This is a genomic window from Bradyrhizobium sp. 27S5 (assembly GCF_037217225.1).
GTDB classification, from domain to species: domain Bacteria; phylum Pseudomonadota; class Alphaproteobacteria; order Rhizobiales; family Xanthobacteraceae; genus Bradyrhizobium; species Bradyrhizobium septentrionale.
On record NZ_CP147714.1, the window covers coordinates 7377549 to 7390818 of the forward strand.

A 13270-nucleotide genomic window follows, 5' to 3' on the forward strand; every position below is an offset into this window, starting at 1 on the left:
TCATGCTCTGGAGAGGCGCAACCTATCGGGATCGGATCACGTCCGGAAGGGCGTGAAATGCGAATGGGCCTTGCCAAAACGTGGGAAGTCGCAACAAGTTGATGCAGGGACGCCCGGCATCCGACCGGGCAGCAATCGAAGCGACGCGCTCAAGGTTTCGACAATGACAAAGCAAATCCGGCTCAACGCCTTTGCCATGAATTGCGTGGCGCATCAGTCGCCGGGGTTGTGGACTCATCCGCGCGACCGCACCAAGGACTACAACAAGCTGTCCTACTGGATCGATCTGGCGAAGACGCTGGAACGCGGGCGGTTCGACGGGCTGTTCCTTGCCGACGTGCTCGGCGTCTATGACGTCTATGCCGGCAATCCGGATGCGGCGCTGCGCAACGCGGCGCAGACCCCGGCCAACGAGCCCTTGATGCTGATCCCGGCGATGGCCGCGGTGACCGAAAATCTCGGCTTCGGCGTCACCAGCAATCTGTCCTTCGAGCCGCCCTACCCGTTCGCCCGGCGGATGTCGACCCTCGACCATCTGACCGGCGGCCGGGTCGGCTGGAACGTGGTGACCGGCTATCTCGATTCCGCCGCGCGCGGCGCCGGCAAGGACAAGCAGACCGCGCATGACGACCGCTACGAGCTCGCCGACGAATATATGGAGCTGGTCTACAAGCTCTGGGAAGGCAGCTGGGAGGACGACGCCGCGATCCGCGACGTCGCGCGCGGCATCTTCACCGATCCGAGCAAGGTGCATCGCGTCGAGCACGAAGGCAGCAACTACCGGCTCAACGCGATCCATCTGTCGGAGCCGTCGCCACAGCGCACGCCGGTGCTCTACCAGGCCGGCACCTCGCCGCGCGGCCGGCAGTTCGCTGCCGAGCACGCCGAATGCGTGTTTATGTCGGGGCCTTCAGCGAAAGTGATTGGCCCGCGGGTCTCCGCGATCCGCGAGCTCGCCGCCGAAAAAGGCCGCAACCCGGCCGAGATCCTGATGTTCTCGATGATGTGCGTCGTGGTGGCGCCGACCGAGGCCGAGGCCAAGGCAAAGTACGCCGAGTATCGCAGCCATATCAGCCATGAGGGCGCGCTGGCGCTGATGTCGGGCTGGACCGGCGTCGACTTCTCGACCTATTCGCTCGACCAGGAGGTGCGGCATGTCCAGAACGACGCCGGCCGCTCCGCGATGGACAATGTCACCCGCGCCGATCCCGATCGGGTCTGGACCGTGCGCGAGGTCGCCGAGCATGTCGGCATCGGCGGCGCCGGTCCGGTGGCGGTCGGCTCGCCCGAGCAGGTCGCCGACAAGATCGAGCAATGGTTCGAGGACACCGACGTCGACGGCCTCAACGTCGCGTTCGCGATCTCGCCCGGCGATTTCGAGGATATCGCCGACATGCTGGTGCCGGAGCTGACCAAACGCGGCCGCTACAAGCGGGAGTATGCCAAGGGCACGCTGCGCGAGAAGCTGTTCGGCGCGGGGCGCGCAAGGCTCGACGCGACGCATCCGGCGACCCGGTATCGGGTGAAGCCGCGGGAAGCGGCAGAGTAGACACTGTTCGTCCCGTCATCCTGAGGTGCGAGCTCTTGCGAGCCTCGAAGGATCGACGGCCACCGGCCGGGCCGTCGACCCTTCGAGACGCGCTTCGCGCTCCTCAGGGTGACGGTGAGAAAGCAATCGCGCGTCGTACGCTCAATTCACCGAATTGCTCACCATCACCTCGATCAGCTTCGCGCCCGGCCTGCTGAACGCGGACTTCATCACGCCCTTCAGGTCCTGCGGGTCGGTGACCTTGATCGCCTCGAGCCCGAGCGCGCGCGCGACGCCGGTGAAATCGACCGGCGGATCGATGAAATCCATGCCGACGTAATTGTCGTCGCCATGGAAGGCGAGCAGGCGCTGCTTGATGATGCGGTAGCCGCCATTATTGACGATGACGAAGGTCAGCGGCAGCTTGTGGTTGGCCGCGGTCCACAGCGACTGGATCGAATACATCGACGAGCCGTCGCCGGAATAGCACACCACCGGGCGCTGCGGATTGGCGAGGCTAACGCCGACCGCGGCCGGCAGGCCCCAGCCGATGCCGCCGGAGGCGAGCGCGTGATAGCCGTAGCGGTCGCGATGCGGCCGCAAGCCGATGATCTGGCGCGACGAGGTCAGCCCCTCGTCGACCAGGATCGCATTGTCGGGCATCGCCTCCACGACCTGCAGCGCAAGCCAATCCGGATCGATCGGTGATTTCTGGCTCGCCTTCGAGATCTGCTCGACCAGCGCCTTGCGCTTCGCCGCCCAGTTCTTCGTCGACAATGCCGCGAGGCCCTGCTTCGCGCGCGTCTCCAGCGCGCCGCCGCCGAGTTCCTTCAACGCCGGCACCAGCGCGCGCAGCGTTTCCTTGACGTCGGCCTTGACCGCGATCTCGGCGCCATAATTCCTGGCTAGATCGCTGTCGACCAGCCCGACCTGCACGATCGAGAGCCCGTCCGGCAGCGGATCGACCTCGCTGTAGACAGACATCCGCAGGGGATCGCCGCCGAGCGCGATCAACAGATCATGCGGCGCCAGCACGTCGCGGGCGACCTTCTGCAGCCGCGCGATCGCACCCATGAAGCTCGGGCTTTCGGAGAGGAAATGCGAACCATAGGGCGTCGGCGATTGCCAGGCCGGACAGCCCAGCGTCTCGGCCAGATCGGCGGCCTCGCGCAGCGCATCGCTCTTCACGATCTCGTCGCCGACGACGATCACCGGACGCTCCGCTTTCAGGATTCGCGCGGCCAGTGCCTTCAGCGAATCCTCCGCCGGCCGGACGCGGGTATCGATGCGGGTGGAGCGTCCGAGCTCGATGCCGGCCTCGGCATTGAGGATGTCGCCGGGCAGCGAGATGAACACCGGCCCGGTCGGCGGCGTGGTCGCGATCTTGGCGGCGCGGCGCACGATGCGCGGCAGGTCTTCGAGGCGCGTCACCTCGACCGCCCATTTCACCAGCGGCGTTGCCATCTGCACCAGCGGGCCAAACAGCACCGGCTCGGTCAAGCCGTGGCCCTGCTCCTGCTGGCCGGCGGTGAGGATCAGCGGCGTGCCGGTGAAGCTTGCATTGTAGAGCGAGCCCATCGCATTGCCGAGGCCCGGCGCGACGTGGACATTGCAGGCCACCAGCTTGCCGGAAGCGCGGCTGAAACCGTCAGCCATCGCGACCACCAGGCTCTCCTGCATCGCCATCACATAGGTGAGGTCGGGATGGTCCTTCAGCGCATGCATGATCGGCAGTTCGGTGGTGCCGGGATTGCCGAACAGATGGGTGACGCCTTCATCCTTCAGCAGCGCCAGAAATGCCGAACGGCCGGTGATGCGATTCTTCATGTTCCCTCCAGGCCTGCCGGCGCGTTGGCCGACGGGACCAGAGCAGATGACCAAACTTGCGCTGTGGGAGCAATCGAGCCGCCGGTCATGGCTGCATTCCGCAGGCGCGCGCCTGAGGCAAAACGCTCTCTAGAACAACCCCTCGCGATCGCTGCGCTTCTTCTTTTTAGAGCGCTGCCAGACCACGCCGGGATAGCCCTTCAGCGGCACCAGCGGCTCGCCCGCATAGGCCCATTCCTGCAGCTCCTCGATCGCGATGTGATAGAGCGGCTGCCGGCCGGTGCGGCCGGAGAACAGCGCGCGGGGGATGTTGACCATGTGCGGCGAACGTGCGCGTTGGTAGGAAATCGGCGTGCCGCAATTGGCGCAGAAGCTGCGCACCGTTTTGCTGGCGGCATCCTCGTAGCGCGAGAGCTCGCTCTCGCCTTGCGTGATACGGAAGCGCTTCTTCCAGCTGCCGACATAGGTCGCATAGGCCGCGCCATGGGCGCGGCGGCTGGCGGCGGTGTGATCGTGCCAGGCCCAGCGCGCCGGCACGTCGATCTCGAACCGCACCTTGCCGCACAGGCATTGCCCAGCCGCGGGCTTTGCCAGTGCGACGGGTTTTGGCTTCTTGCTCGACGCGAACTCGTCGTCTTCCGGAAACATCGGGATGCGCTCCATTTGCTCACCATCATTGCGAGGAGCGAAGCGACGACGCAATCCATCTCTCCGCGCACCGGGAAATATGGATTGCTTCGCTTCGCTCGCAATGACGAAGATGGAACCATTGTAGCCCGGATGCAGCGAAGCGAAATCCGGGAACGGGTGATCCGCAGATGCAACCGCCCGGATTGCGCTGCGCTGCATCCGGGCTACGGCTACGGAGCCTTACGCCTGCGCCAGCTCGTCGTGGACGGGATAATCCGTGTAGCCCTTCTCCTCGCCGGCGTAGAAGGTCGGGCGATGATACGGGGTGAGCGGATAGCCGCGCTGCAGGCGGCGCGGCAGGTCGGGGTTGGAGATGAAGTAGCGGCCGAAGGCGATCGCGTCGGCATGACCTTCGGCGAGCGCGCGCTCCGCGCTGTCGCCGACAAAGTTGCCGGCTGATATCAGCACACCGCTCCACATCGGGCGGTACAGCACCATCGCCGACGGTACGTCCTGCCAGTTGACGTCGGCGCGGCCGGTGCCCGACGCGCGCGGCTCGATGAAATGCAGATAGGCGAGCCCGAGCTTGTCCAGCGCCTTGATGGCGTGGCTGTAGAGCGGCATCGGATCGGCCTCGCCACTGCCATTGGCGATGCCGTAGGGCGACAGCCGCACGCCGACGCGGTTGGCGCCCCACACCTCGGTCACCGCCTGCGTCACTTCCATCAGGAAGCGGACGCGGTTCTCGATCGATCCGCCATATTGGTCGGTGCGCAGATTGCTGCGCGATTGCAGGAACTGCTCGATCAGATAGCCATTGGCGCCGTGGATCTCGACGCCGTCGAAGCCGGCGGCGAGCGCGTTCTTCGCGCCCTCGCGGTAGGCCTCGACCATCAGGGCGACCTCGCCGGTCTCGAGCGCGCGCGGCGTCTCGTAGTCGACCACCTTGCCGTCAGCCGTCATCGCCCTGAACTCGGGCGGGATCGCCACCGCCGACGGCGCCACCGGCAGCGCACCGTCGGGCTGGAACGAGGAATGCGAGACGCGGCCGACGTGCCAGAGCTGCAGGAAGATCAAGCCGCCCTTGGCGTGCACCGCATCCACCACCTCGCGCCAGCCCGCGATCTGGGCCTCGCTGTAGATGCCGGGGACGCCGGGATTGCCGAAGCCGGTGGCGACCACGGGTGAGGCTTCCGCGATGAGCAGGCCGCCCGGCGTGGCGCGCTGCGCATAATATTCCGCGTTCAGCGGCCGCGGCGCGAGACTCGGCCGCGCCGCCCGCATCCGCGTCAAAGGCGCCATCACGACACGGTGCTTCAGCTCATAGGGCCCAACCTTGAGCGGCGAAAATAGCGACGAAGAACTCATGCCTACCCCGATTATTCTTTGTAATAGACCGTTATCTCACGGGTTCATCTTGTTCGCAAAAGCAGGTAGTGGCAATCTATCGAACAGACTAGCAGGCTTGCCATGTCGAAACAGAGCGCCACATTGCTCCCCTCGTTAAGCGTCCGCATCGATCTCGATGCCGAAGACCGGATCGGGCCGGGCAAGATTCTGCTCCTCGAACGGATCAAGGAGTGCGGCTCGATCTCGGCTGCCGGGCGCGCCATGGACATGAGCTACAAGCGCGCCTGGGACCTGGTCGACGAGATCAACCGCATCTGCCGGCAGGCGGCCGTCGAGCGGCAGACCGGCGGCAAGAATGGCGGCGGCGCGGTGCTGACCCCGTTCGGCCTCTCCCTGGTGGCGCGCTACCGCAAGATCGAGCGCGATGCGGCGACCGCCGTGCGCAAGGATCTCGAGGCCCTGCGCAGCGACATCGGCAAGCCGAAGAAGGCCGCGGGTCGGTAGATGCAAGAACCGGCGGCCGGCGCAGGGGCGCGCTGCGAAAATATCGAAAACAACCCCATGCAAAGTAGCCGGCGGCGGCCGGCGTTCGACAAGGCAACTTGACACGTCGGGCAAATCAGGGATATTCTTCTACTATTCCGAAATCATGCAGGCGTTGGGGTGAGGGGCTTCTCTCCGCGCATGAGCTATTGGCGAGACCTGTACCCCCTCACCCGGATTGCATCTGGCGATGCAATCCGACCTCTCCCCGCAAGCGGGGAGAGGTAAGAAAAAAGCGAGCGCTAACCCGTCTTGATCCAGACCGCCTTGACGTTGAGATATTCCTCGACGTGCTGCTTGCCGGACTCGCGGCCGTAGCCGCTCATCTTGTAGCCGCCGAACGGCACCGCCGGATCCATCGCCTGGTAGCAATTGACCCAGACCGAGCCGGCGCGCAGCGCCTTGGCGACCTGGTGCGCCTTGCTGACATTGGTGGTCCAGACGCCGGAGCCGAGGCCGAAGGTGGTAGCGTTGGCGCGCTTGATCAGCTCGTCCGGATCCTTGAACGAGATCGCCGAGATCACCGGGCCGAAGATCTCCTCCTGCGCGATGCGCATGTTGTCCTGCACATTGGCAAACACCGTCGGCTGCACGAAATAGCCCTTCGACAGCGCGCCCTCGGTGAGGCGGCCGCCGCCGGCGAGCGCCTTGGCGCCTTCCTTCTGGCCGATGTCGAGATAGCCGGACACCCGCTCCATCTGCTGCTGCGACACCAGCGGGCCGATCTGGGTGTTGGGATCGAGGCCGTTGCCGACCTGCAGCTTCTTGCCGAACTCGGCGACACGGCCGACGAACTCGTCATAGACCTTCTGCTCGACGAACAGCCGCGTGCCGGCGCTGCAGATCTGGCCGGAATTGGCGAACACCGCCATCGCCGCACCCGGCACCGCCGCGTCGAGATCGGCATCGGCGAACACGATGTCCGGCGACTTGCCGCCGAGCTCGAGCGAGACGCGCTTGAGGTTGCCGGCCGAGGCGCGGATGATCGACTGGCCCGTGATGTGCGAGCCGGTGAAGGCGACCTTGTCGACATCCGGATGCGAAGCGAGCGCGGCGCCCGCGGTCTCGCCATAGCCCGGCACGACGTTGACGACGCCGAGCGGGATGCCGGCCTCCATGCAGAGCTCGCCGATGCGCAGCGAGGTCAGCGGCGATTCCTCCGCCGGCTTCAGCACCACGGTGCAGCCGGTCGCGATCGCAGGGCCGATCTTCCAGATCGAGGCGGTCAGCGGCCCGTTCCACGGGATGATGGCGCCGACCACGCCGATCGGTTCCTTCAGCGTGTAGGAGAAGATCTCGCCGGGCAGCGAGTTCTCGATGGTCTCGCCGTGGATCGCGGTCGCCTGTCCGGCATAGTAGCGCAGCATGCCGAGCGCGCGCAGCTTGTTGCCGCGGGTGCGGCTGATCGGCGCGCCCATGTCGAGCGTGTCGAGCTGGGACAATTCCTCGAAATTGGCTTCGACCAGCTCGGCGAGCTTGAGCAGCAGGTTCTGCCGTTCGAACGGCTTGACCTTGCTCCACGGCCCTTCGAAGGCGCGGCGCGCCGCCGCGACCGCACGGTTGATGTCCTCGGCATCGCCCTCGGCGACGGTCGCGAGCAACTCGCCGGTCGCGGGATTGTGTGTCTCAAACTTCTTGCCGGAGGCGGCGTCGACCCATTTGCCGTCGATCAGCATCTTCTTGTAGGAGCCATCGGCATAAGGATGGCGCGTGATCGGAATAGCCTGCGAAACAGCCATGTTTGCACTCCCTGTAAAATGTCGGCTGAGGTCTTTTGGAAGCGTTATATCGGCGATTCTACAGCGCAGGCGCGAAACCGTAAAGCGCAGCCGGCGTTGTCGAGGGCGGCACGCATGAAAACCTCCCATGCGCCAGCGCATATGGTTCGCGCGCTATGATAGGATTTGAACGTCAGCCACACATGTGTCCGGAGACCGCCGATGCCCCACCCCGTGATATCAGCCAATCATGTTGCCGTGATCACCGGCGGCGCGTCCGGCATCGGGCTTGCCGCCGCGTTGCGGTTCGCCGAGGCCAGTATGAAGGTGTGCATCGCCGATCTCGGTGATGACAGGCTGAAGGCGGCTGCGACAAAACTGTCATCTGCAGCGCCGGGCGGCGCAGCCGATATCATGACGGCTGCTGTCGACGTCAGCCGCGCGGAGGCGGTCGCGGAGCTCGAGGCCAGTGTCGCCAGGAAATTCGGCGGCACCGATATCCTGATGAACAATGCCGGCATCCAGCCCGGCAGCGCGATGTTCGGGCCGGCGGACAATTGGCAGCGCATCCTTGGCGTCAATCTGTGGGGCGTGATCAACGGCACGCAGGCCTTTGCGCCCAACATGATCAAGCGCGGCCGGCCGGGGCTGATCATCAACACCGGCTCCAAGCAGGGCATCACCACGCCGCCGGGCGATCCTGCCTACAACGTCTCCAAGGCCGGTGTGAAGGCGTTCACCGAGGCGCTCCAACATGAATTGCGCAACACCGACGGCTGCAGGATATCAGCGCATCTGCTGATCCCGGGTTTCGTCTTCACCGGGCTGACCGCGCGCGGCCGCACTGAGAAGCCGGCCGGCGCCTGGACGGCAGAGCAGACCGTCGACTTCATGATCGAGCGCCTCGATGGCGGCGATTTCTATGTCCTCTGCCCCGACAATGACGTGCCGCGCGCGCTCGACGAACGCCGCATCCTCTGGGCCGCCGGCGACATCGTCGAGAACCGCCCGCCGCTGTCGCGCTGGCATCCGGATTTCGGCGACGCGTTCGCCGCATTCGTGAAGGGGGAGTAAGAGGCAGGGAATCGTAGGTGGGTAGAGCGAAGCGAAACCCATCATCTCTCCTGCGGCCCGCTATCTGATGGGTATCGCTTCGCTCCACCGATCGGCTATTTATCCCGTCATCCTGAGGTGCGAGCGGAGCGAGCCTCGAAGGATGCACGGCCCGGCCGGTGGCCGTCGATCCTTCGAGACGCGCGCAAAAGCGCGCTCCTCAGGATGACGGTGATAGTCCGGAGCGTGGGTTGGCCGAGCGTAACCCACCAACCCTCCGCGTAACGAAAGAAGACGGTGGGTTACGGCTTCGCCTAACCCACCCTACGCACCTTGCTCAATTCGCCCGCACCCGCACCGGTGTCGCCGGCTGCGCCACCAGCGCCTCGCCGAGCTCGCTCTGCTGGGCGCGCGGGATCGAAAAGCAGACGCTGAAGCCGTCCGATGTCTTGAGCGTCACCATGCCCTGGGCCGGATCGGTCGACTGTTCGATCACCCATGAATCCAGCGGATAGGCGTAACGCAGGGTCTGGTCGCCGAAGCGGGTCTGCAGCGCCTTGCTGATCAGCCCGGGCAGCGTCATGACCAGCGCGCCGACCTGGTTGATCGACAGGCGGATGGTTGCGGGGTCGCCCTTGCCGTCCACGAAGCCAAGCGAAATGGCGCAGCCGTCGGGCGCGACCTCGCAGGTGGTGAGCTCCTGGGTTTCGATCTGCATACCGGCACTCCGGATCATCGTTATATTCCATTCAATATATCGCTGGGACGGCCAGCGTCCAGCCCCAATGTATCCTGCGACCCATCCGGCGCAGTCGCGCGCGGCGTTAGAATAGATTGAAGCTCGCGGCTGCCCCGTTGACGCTGGGCCGGCAACCGCGAATAAATCACCACAAAGATCAGGCTGATTTTTTCTTCGTCATTTTCCAGAGAATTGACTCGGTTCGGCAGTGAGGGGCGGGCCGTGGATGGCCGTGGCTTCCTTCCTGCGACCGTGATATACACACGGATATAGCGAGGCCTATAAGGGCCCGTTTGACCAGGGAGAGCAAAGCCTATGAGTGATTACAAGCTTCTCATCGACGGCAAGATGGTACCCGGCGACCAGACCATGCCGGTGCTCAATCCGGCGACCGAAGAGGTGGTGGCGCAGTGCCCGCGCGCCTCCAAGGACCAGCTCGACAAGGCAGTCGCCGCCGCGAAAGCCGCCTACCCCGCCTGGGCCGCGACCCCGATGGAAGAGCGCCGCAAGCTCATCATCAAGATGGCCGAGGCGATCGAGGCCAACACCAACGAGCTCGCCCACATCCTGACCAGCGAGCAGGGTAAGCCGCTCGCGGATGCCACCGGCGAGGTCATGGGCATGGCCGGCTTCTTCCGCTATCTGGGCTCGCTCGATCTGCCGATGCGCGTGGTCGAGAATTCCGGCGACCGCAAGGTCGAGGCCTACCGCCGCCCGCTCGGCGTGGTCGGCGCGATCATTCCCTGGAACTATCCGCTCCTGATCCTTGCGTTCAAGCTGCCGTCGGCGCTGCTCGCCGGCAACACGCTGGTGGTGAAGCCCGCGCCCACCACGCCGCTGGCCTCGCTGCGCTTTGCCGAGCTGGTCAAGGACATCCTGCCGAAGGGTGTGCTCAACTTCATCGCCGATGCCAATGATCTCGGCGATCACATGACCAAGCACCCGGACATCCGCAAGATCTCCTTCACCGGCTCGACGGCGACCGGCCAGAAGGTGATGGCGAGCGCATCGCAGACCCTGAAGCGGATTACGCTCGAGCTCGGCGGCAACGATGCCGGCATCGTGCTCGACGACGTCGATCCGAAGAAGGTCGCGCCCGGCATCTTCGAAGGCGCGTTCCAGAACTCCGGCCAGGTCTGCCTCGCCATCAAGCGGCTCTATGTCCACGAGTCGGTCTATGACGAAATCTGCAACGAGCTGGTCGCGATCGCCAAGAACACAGTGGTCGATGACGGCTCCAAGCAGGGCACCAAGCTGGGTCCGCTGCAGAACAAGATGCAGTACGAGAAGGTGAAGGCGTTCCTCGACGATGCCCGCAAGAACGGCAACGTGATCGCCGGCGGCGCCGCGATGGACCGTCCCGGCTACTTCATCGAGCCGACCATCGTGCGCGACATCAAGGAAGGCTCCAAGCTGGTCGACGAGGAGCAGTTCGGTCCGGTGCTGCCGGTCATCAAGTACTCCGACAAGGATGACGTGATCCGCCGCGCCAACGCCACCACCTACGGCCTCGGCGCGTCGGTGTGGTCGTCGGATATCAAGCGCGCGCATGAGATCGCGACCCAGATCGAGGCCGGCACGGTGTGGATCAACAAGCACCTCGACATGGCCCCGAACATTCCGTTCGGCGGCGCCAAGCAGTCGGGCATCGGCACCGAGTTTGCCGAGGAAGGCCTCGCCGAATTCACCCAGCTGCAGATCATCAATGGCCCGCCGGCCGCCTGATCGCCCAACATGCGGCCGCGACGCCCTGGCGCCGCGGTCGCCTCCCCGTCCACAACGAACAGAGCCCATCATGTTCGACGCCCAATGCGATCTTGCTGCCCTGGTCTATGACGGGCACGACGATCCCGATGCCATCCTGCGCGACTTCGCCTGTCATCTGAAGGCGCAGGGCGCGCGCGTGGTCGGCATGGTGCAGACCGGCCAATGCGCGGATTCCAGCCTGTCGGCCGTGCTGGTCCATAGCGGCGAGACGCTGCTGCTGGCGCAGCCGCCGAGCCCAAGTACCACGAGCCCTGGTGCCAGCGGCTGCAAGCTCGATCTGTCGCGGCTGCAGGATGCCGGCCTCCGGGTCGCCGACGCGCTGGCGGCCGGCGCCGATCTCGTCATCATCAATCGCTTCGGCAAGCGGGAACGCGACGGCAAGGGCCTTGGCTATCTGATCGAGCGTGCGCTCGACGCCGATATCCCCGTCGTGATCGCGGTGTCGCGCTCGAGCTTTGCCGACTGGGTCACGTTCGCCGGCGGCATGAGCGTAAAGCTTGCCTGCGACCGCCACGCGCTCGACGCCTGGTGGCGCACCGTGTCGCTGCGGACCGCGGCCCGAGTCGCGCCGGATCACACCGCGGTGTGTGAAGTGTTCAAGTAGCGTCGGGTGGGTGAACCCATTCTCCGCACTGTCACCGACATCCTGAGGAGCGCGCTCTTCGCGCGTCTCGAAGGATCGACGGCCACCGGCCGGGCCGTGCATCCTTCGAGGCTCGCTCCGCTCGTACCTCCAGCGACAAAGGCGAAGCCTTTGCGCGGGGATGACGGGACAACGGAATCGGAGGATGGGTTAGCTAACCCACCCTACAGATCACGGCCGCGCTCAGAGCGTCTCCTGCTTGTGACCGCACTCCTTGCAGGCGAACTTGACGCGGGACTGGCCCTTTTCCGCCTGCACCCGGTTCGGCGCGCCGCATTTGCCGCAAACGGCCTCGATCCGGGTCGTGCCCTGCTTGATGACGAGGTTCCGCTTTTCCATTGTCTCGCGGATCAGGCGTTCGGCCTCCTCGCGCAGCGATTGCTTCGACATCATACCCACCGGTCATTGGTTAGCGGGCGGCGTCATAGCACGACCCGATGAAGCTTTGACAGCGGGTATCGCAGCTAATTTTCGGCAATGCTAGACGATGAGACGGTCGACCGGCAGGCGGAAATGCTGAGGTTTCAGCGGTTTCGGCGGCCGGCCGACGCGGAACACGTTGACGAGGCGCAGATCGCCGCCAACCTTGCCGAGTTTTCGCAGCCGATCGTTGAAGTCAGGATGGTCTGATAGCGCCGAGATCGGGCACGCCGCGAACCCGGCGCGATCGATCTCCAGCCAGATCCGATAGAAATGCCGTCCCGTCGTGAGTGGATCCTCACCGACCGGGCGGCAGAACAGAACGATCGCCGATGCCGACGCGGTCTTGGCGCTGTCTGCGAGCAGCGATGCGGCGATGCCGAGGCGATCAAGCGGCCTGAACAGGCCGCCGAGCACGAAGCGGGCCGCGCTGGCCTCGACCGCATTCATGGCGAGCGCGTCGCGGTTGAGACCATCCTGCAGATAATGCGGATGGCTCGGCGACAGCCGCATCCATGCGAGCAGTTCGTGCCGGTAATCGTCGTCCCGAACAAAGGAGAACTCGGCCTGGTCGGCCCAATCAGCAATTTCGGCAATCGCCTGGCGATCCCCAATGCAGATCACGTCGTCGCGCGCGGCAGCAAGCTGTGCCAGCACCGCCGCATCATCAGGCGACGCCACGAACTTGCCGCGCCACGACATGCGGCGCGCCACACGGCTCGCCAACGGATCGGGCCCAACGCCCTGCCGGATCGCAAAGCTGCAAAGCGCGGTAAATTGCGGCGACAGCGGCTGCTCGATCGTCGTCATGCCTGTTATGGCGAGACTGCGGCGGTTGAGCGCGAGGCTCATGCCCTCCAGCGCCGCGCCGTGCGATACCAGCACGTCGTGCCCCCGCGGGGTCCGCGACCGGCGCGCGTACGCCGACGTCGTCGACCAGCGCCAGCCGCCCGTCCGCGAGCAGCCGCCAGCGTGTCGGCTGGATGTTGTGGACGCTCGGCGCCAGCCGCGCCTCCGCGACCAGCTCGCGCAACAGATCCGGCGTCAGCTCG

The 13270-nt window shown here is 65.3% G+C and carries 12 protein-coding genes; 5 read left to right on the forward strand and 7 right to left on the reverse strand.

Going from position 1 to position 13270, the window contains the following annotated elements; all coding sequences use genetic code 11:
• Positions 1–163 precede the first annotated feature (163 nt).
• The gene (locus WDM24_RS34795) at positions 164–1549 is read left to right on the forward strand and encodes an LLM class flavin-dependent oxidoreductase (protein WP_338828969.1); all 1386 of its coding nucleotides are present in this window, start codon (positions 164–166) and stop codon (positions 1547–1549) included.
• 141 nt (positions 1550–1690) lie between these two features.
• On the opposite strand, the gene WDM24_RS34800 is transcribed toward WDM24_RS34795, so the two are convergent.
• The 3 genes from WDM24_RS34800 to WDM24_RS34810 all read right to left on the reverse strand — a co-directional run bounded on the left by WDM24_RS34800 (position 1691) and on the right by WDM24_RS34810 (position 5353).
• Positions 1691–3355, reverse strand: a complete 1665-nt coding sequence (locus WDM24_RS34800) for a thiamine pyrophosphate-binding protein (protein ID WP_338828970.1) — start codon at positions 3353–3355, stop codon at positions 1691–1693.
• Between the two features lie 129 nt (positions 3356–3484).
• The gene (locus WDM24_RS34805; protein ID WP_338828971.1) at positions 3485–4003 is read right to left on the reverse strand and encodes a GFA family protein; all 519 of its coding nucleotides are present in this window, start codon (positions 4001–4003) and stop codon (positions 3485–3487) included.
• A gap of 222 nt (positions 4004–4225) precedes the next feature.
• On the reverse strand, positions 4226–5353 hold the full coding sequence (locus WDM24_RS34810; protein ID WP_338828972.1) for an alkene reductase: 1128 nt from the start codon (positions 5351–5353) through the stop codon (positions 4226–4228).
• 102 nt (positions 5354–5455) lie between these two features.
• Between WDM24_RS34810 and WDM24_RS34815 the strand changes: the two genes are divergently transcribed.
• A complete protein-coding gene (locus WDM24_RS34815) occupies positions 5456–5839 on the forward strand; it encodes a winged helix-turn-helix domain-containing protein (protein WP_166210251.1) in 384 nt (127 codons plus the stop codon).
• A gap of 281 nt (positions 5840–6120) precedes the next feature.
• Here WDM24_RS34815 and WDM24_RS34820 read toward each other — a convergent pair whose 3' ends face one another.
• The gene (locus tag WDM24_RS34820; protein ID WP_338828973.1) at positions 6121–7617 is read right to left on the reverse strand and encodes an aldehyde dehydrogenase family protein; all 1497 of its coding nucleotides are present in this window, start codon (positions 7615–7617) and stop codon (positions 6121–6123) included.
• Between the two features lie 201 nt (positions 7618–7818).
• On the opposite strand from WDM24_RS34820, the gene WDM24_RS34825 reads away from it, so the two are divergent.
• Positions 7819–8670: an SDR family NAD(P)-dependent oxidoreductase gene (locus WDM24_RS34825; protein WP_338828974.1), complete on the forward strand. Its 852-nt coding sequence runs from the start codon at positions 7819–7821 to the stop codon at positions 8668–8670.
• A 316-nt stretch (positions 8671–8986) separates the two neighbouring features.
• Here WDM24_RS34825 and WDM24_RS34830 read toward each other — a convergent pair whose 3' ends face one another.
• On the reverse strand, positions 8987–9367 hold the full coding sequence (locus WDM24_RS34830) for a hypothetical protein (protein WP_338828975.1): 381 nt from the start codon (positions 9365–9367) through the stop codon (positions 8987–8989).
• A gap of 336 nt (positions 9368–9703) precedes the next feature.
• Here WDM24_RS34830 and WDM24_RS34835 point away from each other — a divergent pair, with 336 nt between their 5' ends.
• Together WDM24_RS34835 and WDM24_RS34840 are read left to right on the forward strand one after the other, a co-directional pair.
• Complete coding sequence (locus WDM24_RS34835; RefSeq protein WP_029079340.1) at positions 9704–11113, forward strand: aldehyde dehydrogenase family protein; 1410 nt, start codon at positions 9704–9706, stop codon at positions 11111–11113.
• Between the two features lie 70 nt (positions 11114–11183).
• Positions 11184–11759, forward strand: coding sequence for a DUF2478 domain-containing protein (locus WDM24_RS34840; protein ID WP_338828976.1), 576 nt, complete (start codon positions 11184–11186; stop codon positions 11757–11759).
• A 222-nt stretch (positions 11760–11981) separates the two neighbouring features.
• Here the strand turns inward: WDM24_RS34840 and WDM24_RS34845 are convergent, their stop codons facing one another.
• Both WDM24_RS34845 and WDM24_RS34850 read right to left on the reverse strand, forming a co-directional pair.
• On the reverse strand, positions 11982–12188 hold the full coding sequence (locus WDM24_RS34845; protein ID WP_029079341.1) for a hypothetical protein: 207 nt from the start codon (positions 12186–12188) through the stop codon (positions 11982–11984).
• A 90-nt stretch (positions 12189–12278) separates the two neighbouring features.
• Positions 12279–13103, reverse strand: a complete 825-nt coding sequence (locus WDM24_RS34850; protein WP_338828977.1) for a hypothetical protein — start codon at positions 13101–13103, stop codon at positions 12279–12281.
• Positions 13104–13270: the final 167 nt, after the last annotated feature.

Coding starts and splice junctions, on each gene's coding strand:
- WDM24_RS34795 (WP_338828969.1), top strand. CDS start 164: ATGACAAAGCAAATCCGGCTCAACGCCTTTGCCATGAATTGCGTGGCG.
- WDM24_RS34800 (WP_338828970.1), bottom strand. CDS start 3,355: ATGAAGAATCGCATCACCGGCCGTTCGGCATTTCTGGCGCTGCTGAAG.
- WDM24_RS34805 (WP_338828971.1), bottom strand. CDS start 4,003: ATGTTTCCGGAAGACGACGAGTTCGCGTCGAGCAAGAAGCCAAAACCC.
- WDM24_RS34810 (WP_338828972.1), bottom strand. CDS start 5,353: ATGAGTTCTTCGTCGCTATTTTCGCCGCTCAAGGTTGGGCCCTATGAG.
- WDM24_RS34815 (WP_166210251.1), top strand. CDS start 5,456: ATGTCGAAACAGAGCGCCACATTGCTCCCCTCGTTAAGCGTCCGCATC.
- WDM24_RS34820 (WP_338828973.1), bottom strand. CDS start 7,617: ATGGCTGTTTCGCAGGCTATTCCGATCACGCGCCATCCTTATGCCGAT.
- WDM24_RS34825 (WP_338828974.1), top strand. CDS start 7,819: ATGCCCCACCCCGTGATATCAGCCAATCATGTTGCCGTGATCACCGGC.
- WDM24_RS34830 (WP_338828975.1), bottom strand. CDS start 9,367: ATGCAGATCGAAACCCAGGAGCTCACCACCTGCGAGGTCGCGCCCGAC.
- WDM24_RS34835 (WP_029079340.1), top strand. CDS start 9,704: ATGAGTGATTACAAGCTTCTCATCGACGGCAAGATGGTACCCGGCGAC.
- WDM24_RS34840 (WP_338828976.1), top strand. CDS start 11,184: ATGTTCGACGCCCAATGCGATCTTGCTGCCCTGGTCTATGACGGGCAC.
- WDM24_RS34845 (WP_029079341.1), bottom strand. CDS start 12,188: ATGTCGAAGCAATCGCTGCGCGAGGAGGCCGAACGCCTGATCCGCGAG.